We start from the raw sequence: 20033 nt of genomic DNA, 5'->3' as shown, positions 1-20033 counted from the left end.
TCCTCAGATTAGTACCTCATACTATATTCTAGTAATTATAGCAATAAATTAGAATAGTTTCAAAAGGATTGAAATTTTCTGATAGGAAAAATTATCCTATCCCTGCTCTCCTGGCTTTAAATAGCTAAAATTTTATGTTCCCTTAAATAATAGTGTATGATTATAATCAAAAGGGAATAGTAACACATGAAGGAGTGTTGATAATGTCAGCATTTAATGAGAAAGACTTTGACAAAGCTTATGACAAAGAAACAAAAAAAATTAATAAACAATTAGATAAAGACATTATTTTCGCAATGATTGGTGATATCAACACTGGAAAATCCTCAACGATTAACCGGCTTATTGGTGATGATGTCGCTAAAGTCGGCGCACGTCCCGGAGAAACGATGGGTATTGATAAATATGTATACCGCGACAAGATTATTTTTGCGGATACCCCGGGCCTCGATGATATTAATCAAGCAAATTCTGATGAAACATTCCGTTTTTACCGCAGCGCGGATGTGATTTTATTTTTCCTGAATGCTGCTGGAACGGTTTTTTCAGAAGGTGAAAGAAGATCATTTGAAACAATCAAAAAAGAGAATAAACATATCATTTTTGTTTTAAATAAAATTGATGCAGCGGATGATATCCCGGCGCTTGTTCAATATGTGAAGCAGCATACATCGAATCGTTATCCCGTTATCCCGATTTCTTCCCGGACAGGAGAAAATATCGATAAATTACGAAATGAGATTTTAGAAATTCTTAAAAAAAAAGAAAAGGAAATTCAATTCGCACGGCTTATTAAGGAAAAATCATCCACGGCGAACAAATGGATTTTAGCAGCTTCCGGGTCTGCGACAGCTGTCGGAGCAGCTCCACTTCCCGGATCTGATTTTATTCCGTTAACAGGTATTCAGGTTGGATTAATGATTAAGCTGGCTACCTTATACGAAAAACCTTTATCCAAAAAGAAAGCTAAGGAATTAACGATTGCAACTATTACAGGAAATATCGGTAAAACCATCTTTCGCCAGGTATCTAAATTTGTTCCGGGTGCAGGCTCCGTTATCGGCGGCAGTGTTGCAGGAGGTATGACACTTGCGATGGGATATGCGGTAAAATATGCTTATGAAAATAATATTGAGTTGACTGCAGAAACTTTGAAATCTCTGTACAGCTATTTTTATAAAAGAGGGAAAAAGGAACAGAAGGAAGATGGAGAATAAAAGAAGAGTACATGCAGCAAATTGCATGTACTTTTTCTTTATCACTTAAATTCTTCTTTTAAGATGGAATACATTTTTAAATCCTCTTGCTTTCCTTTTCTTTGCATCGATTTTCTTAACGTTCCTTCATAGGTCATTCCTATTTTCTCCATTAGCCTGTAGGAGGCAGTATTATCTGGATGGCATCTGGCATAGATTCGCTCGAGTCCTAATTCTTCAAATCCAAAACGAAGAACAGCTTTTGCCGCTTCTGTTCCGATGCCCTTCCTCCAGTATTCTCTGGAAAGAACATATGCAAGCTCTGCAGAATAATGTTTTGGGTTCCAAGCCAAATCTATAGTACCTATTACACGATCTTCTTCCTTCCAGACGATCGCCCATGCTCCCCTTACCCCTTTTTCATATTGAGCAAATAAAAATTCCATAAACGCTTCTGAATCTGCCAGTGTTTCATGTGCTTCCCAAGTTAAAAACGGTGTCAGCTCCGGGTCGGAAGCATAGTCATAAACATCCTGCAGATCTTCCTTCTTCATTTGTCTTAAAAGCAGTCTCTCCGTTTCCAGCCCAGGAAACGGAATAAATGGACTCTCCTGCATTGCTTCTCCTCCTCTTTTATGTAAAAATTAAAACAATTATACAAAAAAGCAGCCTATTTTCCAAGTACTTCCCTCAATTTTACGCGAGCCTGGCAGTCAAATTATAAACAATCAGCTGACCAGAGGTCTGGTCAGCTGATTAAGTAATTATTCAAATTCGCTGCTTATACATTTCTTTACCATCGTAAGTGTAGAGCGTTTCTTTTCCTTCTACAACTGTTTCTAAATGGACAGATCTTCCCCATAACTGATGAATATATGGTAAAACATGCTCCAAATATTTAATATCCAGCTCAATATCCTCAAATCCATGACGTAAATACAGCTCCCCATTCCTTAGATAGTCACCATTTTCTACTGTGATATATGGGAAGCCTCCGTTTACACGCTGGGAGACAAGCTGATCGCGAATTTGTATATAATCCTTTTCTGTAATCCGATAATCTCTCCCTTTCTTCTCAAAAAGATACATATCCTCTTTAGCAACTAATTCCTTTGTTAAATAGTTACGGATAAAAGAAATATCAGATTCCATTTCCCTTACTTCAAAGATTTTATCTCTTCCTTTATTCGGTTTGCAGCCGTTTCTTATCATTTCTTCTGTTGGATTGTTATAGCGTTCCTCAATATCTTCAAAGATTTTTATCCCTAAGTAATAAGGATTGATCGATGTCCGGGACGGCTGAACCACACCAGCATTCAATTTAGCATATTCAAGCGTCTCTGCTGTTGTTAAATCTAATTCACGCATAATTCGCTGATGCCAATAGGAGGCCCACCCTTCATTCATTACTTTCGTTTCCAATTGCGGCCAAAAATAAAGCATTTCCTCCCGCATCATCGTTAATACATCACGCTGCCAATCATCCAGCTCTCTGCTGTATTCTTCAATAAATAATAATAAGTCCTTTTCAGGAGAAGGAGGAATTTTCTTTTGTTTTTTTATTTTTCTCTTCTGCGAATGTTTCTCACTTGAATCTAAGCTCCACAGATCATCGTACTCTCCTCTTTTTTTATAGCTGTCTTCATTTGTGGAGTTGTCTTCTGTTTTGGGTGGCAGTTTAAATCGGACAATCGATGGATCAATATGCTCCTGAATCGATAAAATGGCATCCAAAAAGCTCTCTACCTCTTCCTTCCCGTGCACCATTTCATAATGGGCAATACGCTCAGCTGTTGCTGTCATACTTTCCACCATATCTTTACGGGTATTAGAAAAACGGATATTATTTTTAAAGAAATCACAATGCGCCAGTACATGGGCAATAATTAATTTATTTTGAATCAGACTGTTTGTATTTAATAAAAAGGCATAGCATGGATCAGAATTAATCACCAGTTCATAAATTTGACTTAAACCTAAATCATATTGCAGCTTCATTTTATGGAATTGCTTTCCGAAGCTCCAATGGGTAAAACGCGTCGGCATACCGTAAGCTCCAAATGTATAAATAATATCTGCTGGACAAATCTCATAGCGCATTGGATAAAAATCCAGACCAAACCCTTTAGCTACCTCAGTAATTTCTTCGATAGCATTTGTTAACTCCTTTGTTCCGTTCAAGTGGATTCCCCCTTTAATCAGCTACTACTAGTCTATGTTTCCCGGATGAAATCTTGCCCTTCCTATATTTCTTTCACAAAATAAAATAAGGAAACTCGCTTTAGCTAAACTTCTTCTGTAATAGTATTTATCAGCAATAAAACAGCCCAAAGAAATAATTACGCAAATCTTTGAGCTGTTATTTTTTTATACATGTTCTGCGGTCTTTTTAAAAAAGCTCTTCATGGCATGATATACATCTGCCTTTTCTTTTAATACATAATGCTTAAACTTAGGGTCTTCGATCGTTTTATAAGCATTCATCAAGGTTGAATAACGATTATAGCCGTTTACTTCCCCATAACCAAACATATTTGATTTCTCCATCAGCTGGTGGACTAACTCAATGCATGTCTTGTTATCCGAGCTGATATTCTCTCCGTCTGAAAAATGAAATGGATAAATATTATAGCGGGTTGGATTATATTTTTCCTCAATTACTTCCAAGGCTTTATAGTAAGCAGATGAACAAATGGTTCCTCCGCTTTCCCCTTTTGAAAAAAAGGCCTCTTCCGTAACTACCTTAGCCTCGGTATGATGGGCAATAAATTCAAATTCAACACTTTCATATTTCGTTTTTAAAAACCGGTTCATCCAAAAGAAGAAGCTGCGGGCAATATACTTTTCAAAAGCTCCCATCGAAGCACTCGTATCCATCATTGCCAGGACAACAGCTTTGGAATCATGACGAATAACTTCATTCCAGGTTTTAAAACGCAAATCATCATTATAAATCGGGGTAATTTGTGCTTTCCCATCCCGGGCGTTCCGTTTTAATGCTGTTAGTATCGTCCGCTTCTTATCGACATTCCCCATTAATCCTTTTTTTCGTACATCATTAAATTCGACCTTTTCCGTAATAATCTCTGATTTTTCTTTTTCCTGCAGATTGGGAAGCTCTAACTCTTGGAATAATGCTTCTTCTATCTCTGCAATGGATACTTCTGATTCATAATAATCCTGACCCGGCTTATCTCCAGCCTTCTTTCCATTTCCGGCTCCGGCCTGCTGTCCATCGCCGCTTCCTGGTGCACGGGCAACAACATCTCCTACTTCTGAATCTCCGTTTCCCTGCCCGACATGCTTTGATTTTTCATAGTTATACCTGATTTTATATTCATCCAGTGAACGAATCGGTATTTTCACCATGTCCTTTCCATTGGACATAATGATATTTTCCTCACTGACCAGATCAGGCAGGTTTTTCTTAATCGCATCTTTAATTTTCTCATTATGGCGCTGTTGATCCTGATAACCTTTTCGGTGGAGAGACCAGTTTTCTTGGGAGACGACGAAATTATGCTCTTGCTCATTGGACACTCGAATCCTCTCCTTATATTTTAATTGTTTCCAATCGTCAGTTTATGGTACAAACAGTTTTAGAAACATGCTTTATCTATTCTATGCAAGAGAGGATAAGTTATTGCAGACGGATTAAAAGAATTTGAGGTTTTTAGAAAACCTATTTTCTTTCTCAGATAAGTAAAAAGCGGCATCCATCTTCATCTGGATACCACTTTTTATTTTTCTAAGCTGGAAGAACACTGCTATAATTTTACCGGTTTAATAGACTGCCAACATAACGCAGCAGCTCATTTGCAGAGACAGAATTATACCCATGCTCATCAATCAGACGGGCAATTACCTCGTTAATTTTCTTCAGTTGTGATTCATTTGGTGTTTTCGAGGATGTTGTAATTTTAACAACATCTTTTAAATCAGCAAATAATTTCTTTTGAATGGCTTCACGCAGACGTTCGTGTGATTGATAATCAAAACGCTTGCCTTTGCGTGCATATGCAGATAAACGGATTAGAATTTCTTCACGGAAACCTTTTTTCGCATTTTCAGATATACCAATCTGTTCCTCAATCGAACGCATCAGCTTTTCATCCGGATTCATTTCCTCTCCAGTAAGCGGATCACGTAATTTATTCTGATTACAGTAGGCCTCTACATTATCAAGATAGTTATCCATTAAAGTCTTCGCAGATTCCTCATAGGAATACACAAAAGCTTTTTGGACTTCTTTCTTCGCAATTTCATCATATTCTTTTCGGGCAATCGAAATATAATTTAAATATTTCTCCAAGTCATCTTTCGAAATAGATGGATGCTGATTCAATCCTTCTTTTAACGAACGTAATACATCCAGAGCATTAATCGACGGAACCTCTTTACGGATAATCGTTGAAGAAATACGGTTAATGACATATCTTGGATCAATCCCTGACATTCCTTCATCCGTGTATTCATTTAATAGATCCTCTACATCAATTTGATTATATCCTTCTACACTTTCCCCATCATAGAGCCGCATCTTTTTCACAACGTCGACAGTCTGTTTTTTCGATTCCTTTAATCGGGTCAGAATGGAGAATATAGCAGCTGCCCGCAAGGCATGCGGAGCCACATGAACATCAGCAATATCACTTTCCTGAATCATTTTTTGGTAGATCCGTTCCTCTTCACTGACTTTCAAATTATATGGAATCGGCATAACGATCATTCTGGAATGAAGTGCTTCATTCTTTTTATTGGAAATAAATGATTTGTATTCCGATTCGTTTGTATGCGCAATAATCAGCTCATCAGCGGAAATTAACGCAAACCTTCCTGCTTTAAAATTTCCTTCCTGTGTAAGAGAAAGTAAATGCCATAAAAATTTTTCATCACTTTTTAAAATCTCCTGGAATTCCATCATCCCGCGGTTCGCTTTATTTAATTCTCCGTCAAACCGGTAAGCCCGCGGATCAGACTCTGAGCCAAATTCCGCAATCGTTGAAAAATCAATACTTCCAGTTAAGTCAGCAATATCCTGCGATTTAGGATCAGAAGGACTGAATGTACCGATACCCACCCTTTTATCCTCCGAGAAAAAGATTCGCTGGACCTTGACATCTTCAATCCTGCCGCCATACTCCTTCTCTAAGCGCATCGTATTCAGCGGTGATAAGCTGCCTTCAATCCGGATACCGTATTCTTCATGGAAATCCTCCCGCAAGTGTTGTGGTATGAGGTGTAAGGGATCTTCATGCATCGGACAGTTCTTTATTGCATACACAGCACCTTCATCTGTACGCGAATAATGCTCCAGGCCTCGCTTCAACAGGCTGACAATAGTAGATTTCCCGCCGCTGACAGGTCCCATTAGTAACAAAATTCTTTTTCTGACATCCAATCTTCTTGCTGCCGGATGAAAATACTCTTCTACTAAGCTTTCAATCGCTGATTCTAATCCAAAAATGGCTGACCCAAAAAACTGATACATTTTCTGATTATCCTTCTCTTTGACTCCCGCATTCTTGATCATATTATAGACACGGGAATGAGCAGTTTGTGCAATTGTGGGGTTTTCTTTTACCAAATCTAAGTATTCCGCAAATGTGCCTTCCCATCCCAGTTGCTTTTCTGTTTCTCTATCATTTTTTACTTTATTTAAAATATCCATCGCAGGCTCCCTCCATCTTACAACGATTTCTATATCCTATGCAGTGGAAGTTTAAAACATGCTCTATGGAAATATTTTAGAAAAACATTCTGGCTCGTTTTCATACGAAAAACATGGTGAGCTACCATACTTTTAATCAAGTACTTTTTCATTATATGTATCGAAGTCGTACCGTTCTCCCTGAATAATCGTATACTGGGTCTTTCCGCGTTCAACAATCCAGACCATCACTTCCGTCTCATCTGTTTGCGCTGTAACAACAAATAAATCCTGGTCATCCGATAATCCGATTGATTCTATGTAATTATCCTGCAGCTCCCGGTCACGAATAAGTGTAATATTCATCATGTTTACCCCATACATTGTCCGGACATCCTCTGCTGATTCATTCGTTAATTCCTTTATAGGATGGGCTTCTAAATATTCCTCTGAAAAGTAAGAAGCTACATTTTCTTCCTCATCCATAAGGGCAGCTTCATACATATCTCCCACTACCTTGGCACTGTTAGGACTTAAACAGCCGGCCAGAAAAAGTGGAGTACATATTACAATTAGCAGTACTAGGCGTTTCATATAATTAACTCCTCATTTCTTTATCTATTCTGATTGTAAGCGATTTGCATATGTTTGTGAAGAATAATCGAATCAGGTATATAGAGGTCTTCAGTTGAATCTGGACAGAAGTTCCATCATAATAGGAAACGTATAATGAAGGTGAAATGAGGGATTAGATGGTACCAGATAAAAGCATTATTTTTTTCGATATTGACGGAACACTGTTGACAGAAGAAGAAAGAACACTTCCTGAATCCGCTAAAAAAGCAATTTTCAAGCTGAAAGAACTTGGTCATGAGGTTGCTATTTCCACTGGCCGGGCAAAATTTTTATTTGAAGATTTACGAAAAGAATTAGATATTGACACTTACATATGCTACAACGGACAATATGTTGTGTTCCGCGGAGAAGTTATCTATGCAAATACTATAAGTCCGGCAGCTCTGGATGAATTAACAGCATTTGCTTTAAATAAAAATCATCCTGTTGTTTATATGAATGATAAAAGAATGACAACCAATGTCCCTAATGATCATCCATATATACAAGAAAGTATTTCAACATTAAAGGTAGATGCTTACCCATCACAGGAGCAGGATTTTGTGAAGCACAATAAAATTTACCAGGGGCTTCTGTTCAACACAGAAGGAGAAGAGGCAACCTATCAGGAAACATTTACCGATTTTGATTTTATCCGCTGGCATCCCAAATCTGTAGATGTTCTTCCAAAAGGCGTTTCTAAAGCAATTGGTATCAAAAAATTACTTGAGTATCTTGATTTCCCTCCAGAAAGACAATACGCATTTGGAGACGGTTTAAATGATTTGGAAATGCTTAGAATGATTCCTAATGGTGTCGCTATGGGAAATGCCTTGCCTGAAGTAAAGGAAACAGCTGCGTACGTTACGAAGGATGTAAGTGACAATGGTATTTTATACGGTTTACAAATGGTTGGCCTGCTGCCAAAAGACTGAGATCCCATGACAAGATATTAAACTTCATTCATTTAGGAAAGAGTCCGACTTTCTTATTGAATGAAGTTTTTTGTTCTATTATCGTTTTTCATTTAATAATTCAGCTTTAAGAATACCAAAGAGATAAGATCCATATACGCATCAGCTTTTTAATATGTTATTTCAACGTTCCTTCTTTTTCATACCAATTTTCTCCATCATTATAAGCCGTTCTCTTTTCCCCTCGTATTAAAATATATATTAAGACTTTTTGTTTTTCTTAGACTGTTCTTCCATCCATTTCGCTCTGGAAAGCCACCCCCACAATCCCGCTGCAGCCAAAATAATAAAAATAACAAAATTAATCCATCCCATATGCTCTCTCCTTTCCAGTATCTTTCTACTTCTAATATTAGTATAAAAACACTAAAAAGTAATCTAATAATTTTAAATATAACGTAAAATAAAACGGATATTTATCCTTCTCTGTCTCCAGTCATATATCCATTTTCAAGCGAATATAATCCTATTACTGTGAAGAAATTCGTCTAAAAGGGAGGATATACATGACAGATAGTAATAACCGGAAACCGGAGGAAAATAAAAAAATCAGACAGCTGGAGAAATTCTATCGGGACAACGAAGGAAAACCAATGACAACGGATGAATCAGTTAAAATTTCAGATGATGAAAATACATTAAGTGCCGGAGATCGCGGACCACAGCTTTTGGAGGATTTTATTTACCGTGAAAAGCTCTCGCATTTTGATAGAGAACGTATTCCAGAAAGAAATGTTCATGCACGCGGCTATGGAGCGCACGGAATATTTGAATGCTATGAATCACAATCTGATTTAACAGAGGCTCATTTCTTACAGGAGGCCGGCAGAAAAACACCTACATTTGTCCGTTTTTCGCAGGTTGCCGGATCAAGGGGAGCCAACGAGACATTACGTGATGTGCGCGGATTTGCAACAAAATTTTATACGGAGGAAGGGAATTTTGATTTAGTCGGCAATAATATTCCTATCTTTTTTATTCAGGACGGCATTAAATTTCCTGATTTAATTCATGCACTAAAACCGGAACCAAATAATGAGATTCCTCAAGGCCAGACAGCGCATGATACGTTCTGGGATTTCATCGGCAGTAACGAAGAATCGGCGGCGATGATGATGTGGATTATGTCCGACCGTACTATCCCGCGCAGTTTTCGCATGATTCAGGGCTTTGGTGTGCATACATTCCGTCTCGTCAATAAAGAAGGCGTATCACATTTTTGTAAATTTCATTGGCGGCCAACCTTAGGGATGCACTCGCTCATTTGGGATGAATCCCAAAAAATTGGCGGTGCTGACCCGGATTTCCACCGGCGGGATTTATGGGAGAATATTGAAAAAGGAAATTTCCCGGAATACGAGCTTGGTATTCAAGTTATCCGCGAGGACCAGGAGTTTGATTTTGACTTTGATATTTTAGATGCTACCAAGCTGTGGCCGGAGGAGCTTATTCCCCTTAAAAAAATTGGGAAAATGACCTTAAATAAAAATGTCGAGAACGTTTTTGCAGAGACAGAACAGGTTGCGCTTCATCCGGGAAATATTGTTCGAGGTATTGATTTTACCAATGATCCGCTCCTGCAGGGCAGATTGTTCTCCTATGCAGATACACAATTTTACCGGGTAGGCACGAATTTCAAGCAAATCCCGATTAATTGTCCTATTCACACAGCACATAATAATCATCGTGATGGTGCAGCGCGTTATGTTATTGATAAAGGGCAGGTTGCTTATCATCAAAATTATCTTGCTGATAATACGCCTTATACTGTCCCGGGTGATAAAGGGGGGTTTGTCACCTATCCATCTCTCGTTGAAGGGAAAAAAGTGCGTAAAACCGCTCCCAGCTTTGAAGATCATTTTTCACAGGCAAAGCTTTTCTGGAACAGTATGAGTGATGTGGAAAAGAGTCATATCCTGCAGGCATTCAGCTTTGAGCTTGGGAAAGTGAAAACACCGGCCGTTCGTGAACGTGTGATTCGCAATATTGCTCATATCAGCAGACCGCTGGCTGTTTCTGTTGCTGAACAGGTTGGAGTACCAGCCCCGCCGGAGGATATTCAGGAATCCAATGTCACCGCTTCCTCACCGGCTCTAAGTATGAGAAATACGGTTTTTACAGCAGATACCTTAAAGGTCGGGGTTATTATTGATGAACAATATGACAGCAATGCCTTGGAAGCTGCTATGGCTTCATGGGAAAAAGCGGGATTGCAGCCTGTCTTTGTAAGCAGTAAACTTGGAACACTAAAAGGCACTGGCGGAGATACGATTTCCGTTAATGATACATTTCTAACAGGGTCCCCTCTGCTGTATGACGGTTTATTCGTTATTGGCGGACCTTATGCTACAAGAGATTTTCATTTTATGGCGAATCAATTTATTGTAGATCAGTTTAACCATTATAAGCCGATTGGAGGTATTGGCGAAGGAGCAGAATGGATAGAAGAAATCCACCTCCAGAATCGTCCTGGTGTTCTAACAAGTAAGTCGCCAAACAAAGGTTTCTATAATGCCTTTGTGAATGCGATGGCCAAACAGCGTTTTTGGGACCGGTAGAAAACAAAAGCGCAGAGCGCCTGCTTAAAAACGTAGAGATTGGAGCGGCGTAACTGAGATAAAGGAAACACGGTGAGGTGACGAACCGATGTTGACTTATCGTAGGGCGCGACGTGAAATCTCCTAGTTTTTGGCGCTTGGAGCTGGACGCGGCTGCTTTTCTATAAATAGTAATTCACAAGGCAATAATTCTATAAATTCCTATGTAGAAAACAAAAAATGCTCCGCACTGAAAAGTTTCCTTTGCGGAGCATTTTTATTTATTAATAGTCGTCTGGATTAGTTCCAGAACGGCTATTTTCATTTAAAGCATCAATCTGCTTCATTTCTTCTTCTGTTAATGCAAAGTCAAAAATTGCTGCATTCTGGACAATCCGTTCAGGGGTAACTGATTTAGGGATGGTAATCACATTATGCTGAATATCCCAGCGCAGAATCACCTGTGCTGTATTCTTTCCGTACTTTTCTGCAATAGAGACAAGGGTTGGATGATCTAACAGCTGGCCGCGCTTTAACGGAGACCATGCTTCCAGATGGATTCCCTGCTGTTCACAAAATGCACGTAATCCTTCCTGTGTTAAATGCGGATGGAATTCAACCTGGTTAACTGCCGGTATAACCTCCGCTTCCGGAAGCAGTCTTTCTAAATGCTGAATATGAAAATTACTGACTCCGATTGCATGGACACGTCCATCGTGATAAAGCTTTTCTAACGCTTTCCAGGTATCCACAAATGTTTCTTTCACCGGCCAATGAATCAGATATAAATCCAGATAATCCGTATCTAATTTTTTCAGGCTTCTTTCAAATGCTTCCAAGGTAGATTCATAGCCTTGTTCATCATTCCATACTTTTGATGTCAGAAAAATATCTTTTCTTGGCACGCCGGATTCCTTTATTCCCTGTCCGACACTGACCTCATTCTGGTAAAACGAAGCTGTATCAATACTGCGGTAGCCATGCTCCAATGCAATTTTCACTGCATCTACTGCAACTTGGCCTTCCTCTACCTTATATACACCCAGACCAAATTTGGGCATATCTACACCATTGTTCAAAGTAACTGTATCCTGCAAATGTCCACTCATATTTAATAACCTTCCCTTCCCGACTTTTCTTACATCATATAATAACTGACACCGGAAAGGAAAGTGAAAGGAATCTGTAAGAGGAGGTTCAAGAAGTTCAATCAACCCATATCCAATCTAAGTATGATAGATATAGACACCTTCAACTAATTCCCGTTCACATTCACCCGCCAAACGTAAATATTCCAGGTGAGCTGCTGTTTCTCCAACTGCAAACCGGGTATCATGCACAGTCAGCTGTTTTGAAAAAAGCTTTTCCATTGTTTCATAGATAGTCAATCTGTTTTTAAGCATTTCCTGCAGGGTGTCTAGTCGCTCTTCATGATGTGCTTTAATTTCAGAAATCCGCTTCGATGCATCCTGAAATGGACTTCCATGAGAAGGGATAACCCATTCTACATCCAGCTTCTTTATCTTTTCCAGGGATTTCAGATAATTCTCTAAAGGATTGGGGTCACCATGAAACCAGTACGAGATATTTGGTGTAATTTTCGGCAGGATATGATCTGTTGCCAAAAGTACGCTGTTCTCCCGGTTATAAAAGGTGACTAAACCGTCCGAATGACCTGGCGTGTGTATCATTTCATAGGCATATTTTCCAAATTGAATCGTGTTCCCTTCCTTTAATAAATTTTGTACCTTTGGATAGGGCATCACCAGCGGTGCAAATGAGGCTGTATTTTCTGCCAGTGTCCTGCCTATATCTTCTGGAATACCTGACCGCTGGTAGTTTTCCTGCAGATTTTCCAAAAAGGGCTTTTCCCAGGCCTGAAGAGCTATCTGTAAATCAATTTCCGGCATCCAGGCTTTCGCTCCCGTTTTTTTCTGCAGCTTTCCCGCATAGCCAAAATGATCCGGATGATAGTGTGAAATAATAATATCGGTAACCTGTTTTCCTGCTAATTCTTTATCCCATACTTTCTCTGTTTCTTCATTATGCAGTCCGGTATCCAGAATTTTATAACCGTTCTCCTCCTCGGCTAAAAAGCAATTTACATGATTCAGCCGAAAAGGTAATGCTAATCTGATCTGTTTGATTCCTAATTCATCTATCATGGAGATCACTTCCTTTTTAGAAATCGGGTTCTCTATCAATTACTTCCCTTTAAATGCCGGCTTCCTTTTTTCAAAAAATGCCTGAATGCCCTCTTTATTATCCTCCGATTGCAGCAACAGGGTCTGAATCGCTGTTTCCTGCAAATCATTTGTGCCGCTGCTCCATTCATCCGCATGGTTCACCATATGTTTTACAAACTTATTAGCAAGCGGTGGTCCATTTACAAGGAAGCCGGCATACTCGATGGCCGCTTCCAGCACATCTCCCTCTGTTACCTTGTTTACAATACCTCGATGGTACGCTTCTTCTGCTGGTACCGGTCTCCCGGAAGAAATCCATTCCTTCGCCACTGCACTTGGCAGATTATCTGTTAGTTTTTTTAATAAACCCAGGTCTGGAATAATTCCAACATTGGTAAAGCTGCATACAAAGGCTGCATCCTTTTTCGCTACGATAAAATCTGCGGCAACAGCGATGCTGAACCCTGCCCCGGCGGCAAAACCATGGACTGCACTGATCACATATTTATCAAGCTCCCGGATTACTTGGATAATTTCCATTGCCTGCTTCATATATTCCATTATTTTCACACTGTTATCCAGTGTATGCAGTACTTCTAAATCACCACCTGCTGAAAATATCTTTCCTTCTCCGCTGATAATAACTGCCTTAATAGCAGGATCACTCTCGGCATCCTTCAATGCTTCTACAAAACCATTCGCCATTTCAATCGAAAGAGCATTACGTTTTTCCGGACGGTTCATGGAAATAAAAGCAATTGATTCTTTTTTTTCATATTTTACTGCATCTGTCATCATATATCACTCCTTCATCTATGCCAGCATACGATTTTTATCAAGACAGCTGATGAATATTTTTGGCACGATTATACGTCATTTTCAGTTCATCCACAGCTTCCGCTACAGATTGTTTTTTCCTGGTTCCGCCGACCCCTTGACCGGCTCCCCAGATATCCTTCCAGACCCTGGCAGATGAATCGGAAAGCTTCTTAAAATCAAGCCCGGCTTTTTTCGGTAAATTCTCTGGATCAAGACCTGCCTTTACAATACTCGGTATCAGGTAATTGGCTGGTATACCGCTAAAAGCGGGTGTATAAATAATATCAGCAGCGGCAGATTGAAGAATAGCGTCCTGATAAGCAGTATTTGCTCCACTCTCAGCCGTCGCAATAAAATGCGTACCAATATAAGCAAAATCAGCTCCCAGCAATTCTGCTGCCAATATCTGCTCTCCCTTTGTAATCGTTCCTGCCAACGCCACCGGTCCATCAAAGAAGCTGCGCACTTCGTCTATAAAAGCAAATGGATTTAAAACTCCTGCATGCCCTCCTGCTCCTGCCGCTACTAAAATTAATCCATCACTGCCTTTTTCCAATGCTTTCTTAGCAAACTTTATATCCGTAACATCTGATAAAACAAGTCCGCCATAGTTATGAACAATTTTGACAACAGGTGAAGGATCTCCTAAGGATGTAATAACAATAGGCGGCTGATGCTTTTCGATTAATTCCAAATCCTCATAGAATCTTTTATTAGAGGAATGACTGATAAAATTTATTCCCCAGGGAGCTATTTTCGCAGTTGGATCTGCTTCTGCCTTTTCTAGTAATCTCTCATTGATTTCTGCCATCCAGCTGTCTAAAACCTCTTTTGTACGTGCATTAAGAGCCGGGAATGTGCCAATAATCCCAGCTTCACAAGCACCGACAACCATATCAGGGTTGGAAATTAAAAACATCGGAGCCATTATAACCGGCAGTTCCATTCTTTTCTTTATATCCGTCATTTGCATCTGAACATCTCCTTTAATATGAGAAAACGAACCATATATCTCCCGTTTGTAAAAATACTGCAGCGTCTATATCTTTCTTACTTTTCACAGCAAAGAATACATAGACGCCTCTTGCCTAAGTACATTTTTATCTCGTCAGGATGGATCAGATAAGGAAAGCATTTCTTTTACCTGATCACGCAGCGCCCGTTTTAAGAATTTCCCGACGGAGGTTTTCGGAATCTCTTCCATAAATAAAACACGGTCCGGGATCCAGAATTTCGCAAATTGCGGCTCTAAAAATTGCTTCACATCTTCTTCTGTCAGTGCTTCCTTTTCTTTTAATACCACACATGCCACCGGGCGCTCCTGCCACTTTGGATCAGGAACAGCAATAACAGATGCCTCATATATGGCATCATGCGCCATTAGAGCATTTTCTATATCTACCGAGGAAATCCACTCACCGCCGCTTTTAATCATATCCTTTGTACGGTCAACTATTTTTACAGAGCCTTCTTCATCAATATTGATAACATCTCCTGTGTGCAGCCAGCCATCACGGAAAGAATCTGCACTGCGATCATTTTTATAATAGGAATCTGCAATCCAAGGGCCTTTAACTAACAGCTCGCCTATTGTTTCCCCGTCATATGGAATTTCTCCATTTTCATTAATACCTTTAACCTCAATCCCGGGTACGACCATGCCCTGGCGGGAGCGTAATTCCAGACGTTCTTCTTCATCAAGCTCCTGCTGATAGCTTTTTAAACGGGCTAATGTCACAATTGGCGAAGTTTCTGTCATTCCATACGCATGAACGAAAGGAATCTTGTATTTTGATTCAAACGCACGAATCATCCCTTTCGGAGCAGCTGAGCCGCCGCAAAGTATACAGCGCAGACTGCTTGTATCATAATTTCCATTTTCCAATGCCTCCAGAAAACCAAGCCATATTGTCGGTACTCCGGCTGCCATTGTAACCTTATGCTCTTCCATTAATTCAGCTAAAATTTGCGGAGTCGGCATCGGTCCCGGCAACACTTGTGTTGTTCCAAACCATAACGCAGCAAATGGCATTCCCCAGGCATTCACATGAAACATAGGCACTACAGGCATTGCAATATCTTCCTCTGACAGTCCTACAGTATCCTTTAAGCCCAGGGCTAAGCTATGTAAATAAATCCCCCGGTGTGAATAAGCAACACCCTTAGGTCTGCCGGTAGTTCCTGATGTATAACATAAGCCGGCCATGTCATTTTCATTAATGTCCTCACAAAGCTCTGTACCCGGATCTGCATCTTTAAGTAATACTTCATAGGATGCAACATTTGTTAAAGTTGTTTCAGGTAATTCATCTTTATCCGTCATGACAATAATTTTTTCTACACCAGCAATTTGATCTTTAACGCGTTCAATTAACGGGAATAAGTCCTCGTCAACCAGCAATATTTTATCCTCTGCATGATTGATAATATAGGCCAGATCATCGGGAGAAACACGAATATTAATCGTATGCAGCACTGCTCCCATTGTTGGAATAGCAAAGTATGCCTCCAGATGACGATGATGATTCCAGGCTATCGTTCCGACCCGATCTCCTTTTTCCACACCTAAGTCCTTTAAAACTCCCGCCAATCGGCGAATCCGTTCCGTTATTTTTCTGTATGGGATGGTTTGAACTCCGCCCAGGGTACGTGAAATAACTGTTTTATCAGCAAAATATTTTTCTGCATGATTGACCATTGTTGTTAAATTCAGCTGTGCTTGCATCATTTTAACATTCCTCCCTATTCTCTCGTTAATCGTTCAATAATCGTTCCATTAGCCATACCCAGTCCTTCACACATTGTCTGCAGGCCAAAATGGGCTTCGAGCCGCTCCATCGTATGCAGCATCGTCACCATCAGCCTGGCTCCGCTTGCGCCTAATGGATGCCCCAAGGCAATAGCTCCACCATCGATATTTACTTTTTCTTCATCTGCGCCTAGTTCCTTCATCCACATCAGCGGAATCGATGCAAATGCCTCATTAACTTCAAAAACATCAATATCCTCTAAGGATAAAGCCGCTTTTTTTAGGATTTGCCTGGTAGCTTCAATTGGACCCGTTAACATCTCTGTTGGATCAGAACCAATCACATTACGTGCCAAAATACGAAAACACGGGATAAAGCCAAGCTTCTTCGCTTTATCCTCAGACATAATCAGAAGTGCTGCTGCCCCGTCACTCATTTGACTGGCATTTCCTGCCGTAATTCCACTGTTCTCTGTAAATAAATCAGGTAATGCCTCCAGCTTCTCCATGGAAGTATTCTTTCTTGGTCCTTCATCCTGATAAAATTGAGCTGTTGTTCCATCAGCTCTTTTAACGGAAATCGGCATCATTTGTTGACGAAAATAGCCTTTTTCCTGTGCTTCAATCGCACGATAATGACTTTTGAATGAATACTCATTCATTTCATGGCGGGAAATACCCCACTTTTCCGCAATTTTAGCCGCTGCTATCCCCTGATGAACCATATCATATTGATCTTGTAAAACATTATTCCACTTTACCCCCTGATGGTTGCTTCCCATTGGTACACGGGACATGCTCTCTACGCCGGCTGCAATAACGATTTCCATATCACCGCTGATGATTGCCTGTGCAGCAAAATGAATTGCCTGCTGACTCGATCCGCATTGCCGGTCAATCGTCGTCCCTGGCACGCTGGCCGGATAACCCGCAATAAGCGCCGCCTGCCTGGCAATGTCAACCGCCTGTTCTCCTGTTTGAGTTACGCACCCCATAATAACATCATCAATCAATGCTGCATCCAGATTGGTTCTTTGTATTAACTCTTTTAAAGGCGCTGCAGCTAATTCCTCGGCTCTTATTTCACTAAAAAAACCATTCCGTTTCCCAATCGGTGTCCGTACTGCTTCAACAATGACAGCATCCCGCATTAATTGTCCCCCTTTTTCATTTTGAAAGGATATAACCCCTTGTTACTAAAAACAAATCTGTTTCCGAAAAGTCTGCAGAAATTTCATGTCGTATTTGCATCATTTACCAGTAGTTAAATGGTTACATTTTAAGTAAACGCTTTCAAAGATAATTTTATGTTGTTAAAAATTGAATGTCAAGTACAAAATAACAGTTTAAGCTGAGATCCGCACACTACTCCTATACTGGCAAAGGATGTGCGGATTCACAGTTTTTCTATCAAATTAACCTGCTACATAGGTCATCACTTGAATGAATACTCCCGCCACTTTATTTCTATTGAAATTTGAAGTGGGGGTTTCTGGGGTGTCGACTTTCAAGATGACGATTAACCGCCAGTGGAGTTGACACACCGGTGTGCTGAAAACACCCAACCCCGCTATCCCATTGGTCCTGCCTTTGGGACTACTTTTATTTTATGGTTAAAGATAGTGGTCTTTGTAAAGCCTCTATACTGGAAAAGCTGTGATGAAAGGCATCTTTGAAAACTTTCCGCATAATATTTGCAGCGCCATTTACATCTGCATTGATGCGTTCGCATTTTTTCGAAAGGTAAAGGCCTCGTTTAATGCGTTTCCCTGAAAATACAGCGTTTTTATTTTTTTGACCATAAACAGGGATATCATCGTTATCGAGAAAGCTTGCCTTCGACGTATAAGATTCTTCTGTCAACAACACGGTTATTCCCTGCTTCTCTGCTTTGTATGTGATCATTTGAATAAGCAGGGTATGCGGAAGACTTGTAAAGGATTGGTTATTCCTTTTCCCCATTGTGGCGTATTGTTTCCAATCTTTATTTTGCCCGATAATAATCGTATCAATATCCTCTTCCAAGGCTATTTTCACGATTTGAAAACTGGCTTTATGAAAGAGATCTTTGATTTGAAGAAATCGTTTATGACTAATTTGCTCCAATCGTTTGGATGTAAAGGTACCTTCATTGCCTTGTTTTCCTTGTCGAAGGATACCTGTATAATAAGCTTTTAGCTGGTTAAAGCGTTGATTGACGGATTTGACGTTTTTGCCCTTCACTAAGACAGCTCTTTTGCCGGTATTCGTGACGATGGTTGCAAGATTATCAATCCCTAAATCAACAGCTAAAAGACGATTTTTGGATTCTTTCTTCTCTACTTCTATAGGAACCTGAAAAACTAACTCTACAACATAATGGCTATACTTTGGAATCACCCGAACCTGCTTCAGTTTCCCTTCTGAATAACCTAATTTTCCAATGTTCAGACATAATTTTGTTTTAGGGAATTTCAAGAATTTATTATCTTTTACCACACAATTCTGGTTGGAGAAGATGACTTCTTTTTCTTTTAAACGACAATAGGACGGTATGTTAGGACGTGCACTAAATTTTATTGGGTTCTTTTTATATTCCCGCAAACTGCCATAAAATGCTTTCCAGTTTTGAAAAACTGTTCTCATGATGCCTTGACTCGATTGGATCGGCAGGGACTGATAATCGATCTGTTTCATCGATTTAAACAACGCATCCAACAAAGGATAATGAATAGATGGTTTATCCTTAGAGGGCATCTCAAATAAATGACATTTAATTTCTTTTTGTTCTGACTTCGCTTTTTTCTGTTCTTTCGCACTCCTCTTTTGGTAAGCTTGCAGCTGGTTCGCATTGATTGCAGGCAAGTGGGTCTGGAGGCTTTCCAATACTTCTTTTTGTAACGGCTGCAGCTCCTTTTCTTGTTTGAGACCTGTAAAAATCTGACGGATGTAAAAATTGGTTATGTTATACATATTCTTTGCGTTTTGGCACATATTTTGAAAATACGGATGCATCCGGTGTCCTTTTTTCACCCAAATTTGCAGGGTTCGATAAACAGCCATTTCATTTCCACCTCCTAACAGAACATTTGTTCCTAAAATTATATCATAGGAGGGGGGAAAATACCACTATTCCGAAAGGGGATAACAACTTTTTTGCACTGTTCATGGTATGTTTATGCTGTTAGATATTTCTTTGGATTTTCTTAACAGCTAAATGGATGAAGTATTAAAACCGCCAATTCACCTTCCTTCTAAAATCCGATGAAATTTTTTGAAGAAGGAATCCTCTTGGCCGAAATGATAGAACAACCGCGAAAATGCCATT

15 protein-coding genes are annotated in these 20033 nt (G+C 39.8%); 3 read left to right on the top strand and 12 right to left on the bottom strand.

What is annotated here, in order from left to right; all coding sequences use genetic code 11:
* Positions 1 to 203: 203 nt before the first annotated feature.
* On the top strand, positions 204 to 1217 hold the full coding sequence (locus BN1068_RS05605; protein WP_077601844.1) for a YcjF family protein: 1014 nt from the start codon (positions 204 to 206) through the stop codon (positions 1215 to 1217).
* Positions 1218 to 1258: 41 nt separating this feature from the next.
* Here the strand turns inward: BN1068_RS05605 and BN1068_RS05600 are convergent, their stop codons facing one another.
* The 5 genes from BN1068_RS05600 to BN1068_RS05580 form a co-directional block, all read right to left on the bottom strand.
* Positions 1259 to 1813: a GNAT family N-acetyltransferase gene (locus BN1068_RS05600; RefSeq protein ID WP_077601843.1), complete on the bottom strand. Its 555-nt coding sequence runs from the start codon at positions 1811 to 1813 to the stop codon at positions 1259 to 1261.
* A gap of 151 nt (positions 1814 to 1964) precedes the next feature.
* A complete protein-coding gene (locus BN1068_RS05595) occupies positions 1965 to 3377 on the bottom strand; it encodes a SpoVR family protein (protein WP_077601842.1) in 1413 nt (470 codons plus the stop codon).
* Between the two features lie 186 nt (positions 3378 to 3563).
* The gene (gene yhbH, locus BN1068_RS05590; RefSeq protein WP_077601841.1) at positions 3564 to 4736 is read right to left on the bottom strand and encodes a sporulation protein YhbH; all 1173 of its coding nucleotides are present in this window, start codon (positions 4734 to 4736) and stop codon (positions 3564 to 3566) included.
* A gap of 235 nt (positions 4737 to 4971) precedes the next feature.
* Positions 4972 to 6867, bottom strand: coding sequence for a PrkA family serine protein kinase (locus BN1068_RS05585; protein ID WP_077601840.1), 1896 nt, complete (start codon positions 6865 to 6867; stop codon positions 4972 to 4974).
* A gap of 132 nt (positions 6868 to 6999) precedes the next feature.
* Positions 7000 to 7440: a hypothetical protein gene (locus BN1068_RS05580; RefSeq protein ID WP_077601839.1), complete on the bottom strand. Its 441-nt coding sequence runs from the start codon at positions 7438 to 7440 to the stop codon at positions 7000 to 7002.
* A gap of 158 nt (positions 7441 to 7598) precedes the next feature.
* On the opposite strand from BN1068_RS05580, the gene BN1068_RS05575 reads away from it, so the two are divergent.
* Positions 7599 to 8396, top strand: a complete 798-nt coding sequence (locus BN1068_RS05575) for a Cof-type HAD-IIB family hydrolase (protein WP_077601838.1) — start codon at positions 7599 to 7601, stop codon at positions 8394 to 8396.
* 545 nt (positions 8397 to 8941) lie between these two features.
* Positions 8942 to 10993, top strand: coding sequence for a catalase (locus BN1068_RS05570; RefSeq protein WP_077601837.1), 2052 nt, complete (start codon positions 8942 to 8944; stop codon positions 10991 to 10993).
* 263 nt (positions 10994 to 11256) lie between these two features.
* Here the strand turns inward: BN1068_RS05570 and BN1068_RS05565 are convergent, their stop codons facing one another.
* From BN1068_RS05565 to BN1068_RS05535, 7 genes are all read right to left on the bottom strand, one after another.
* On the bottom strand, positions 11257 to 12081 hold the full coding sequence (locus BN1068_RS05565) for an aldo/keto reductase (RefSeq protein WP_077601836.1): 825 nt from the start codon (positions 12079 to 12081) through the stop codon (positions 11257 to 11259).
* Between the two features lie 117 nt (positions 12082 to 12198).
* On the bottom strand, positions 12199 to 13137 hold the full coding sequence (locus tag BN1068_RS05560) for an MBL fold metallo-hydrolase (RefSeq protein WP_077601835.1): 939 nt from the start codon (positions 13135 to 13137) through the stop codon (positions 12199 to 12201).
* Between the two features lie 39 nt (positions 13138 to 13176).
* Entirely contained in the window at positions 13177 to 13953 is a 777-nt protein-coding gene (locus BN1068_RS05555; protein WP_077601834.1) for an enoyl-CoA hydratase/isomerase family protein, read from the bottom strand.
* 40 nt (positions 13954 to 13993) lie between these two features.
* Positions 13994 to 14950, bottom strand: coding sequence for an NAD(P)H-dependent flavin oxidoreductase (locus BN1068_RS05550; RefSeq protein WP_077601833.1), 957 nt, complete (start codon positions 14948 to 14950; stop codon positions 13994 to 13996).
* A 135-nt stretch (positions 14951 to 15085) separates the two neighbouring features.
* Positions 15086 to 16705: a long-chain fatty acid--CoA ligase gene (locus BN1068_RS05545; protein WP_077601832.1), complete on the bottom strand. Its 1620-nt coding sequence runs from the start codon at positions 16703 to 16705 to the stop codon at positions 15086 to 15088.
* Positions 16706 to 16719: 14 nt separating this feature from the next.
* Positions 16720 to 17877 (bottom strand): thiolase family protein, encoded by a 1158-nt coding sequence (locus BN1068_RS05540; RefSeq protein ID WP_077601831.1) that lies wholly within the window; start codon positions 17875 to 17877, stop codon positions 16720 to 16722.
* A gap of 451 nt (positions 17878 to 18328) precedes the next feature.
* On the bottom strand, positions 18329 to 19768 hold the full coding sequence (locus BN1068_RS05535) for an RNA-guided endonuclease InsQ/TnpB family protein (RefSeq protein ID WP_077601830.1): 1440 nt from the start codon (positions 19766 to 19768) through the stop codon (positions 18329 to 18331).
* Positions 19769 to 20033: the final 265 nt, after the last annotated feature.

It is taken from the genome of Oceanobacillus sojae (genome assembly GCF_900162665.1).
Lineage (GTDB): Bacteria > Bacillota > Bacilli > Bacillales > Amphibacillaceae > Oceanobacillus > Oceanobacillus sojae_A.
The sequence above is the reverse complement of the archived record's forward strand: the minus strand, read 5'-3'. Positions and strand labels throughout refer to the sequence as shown.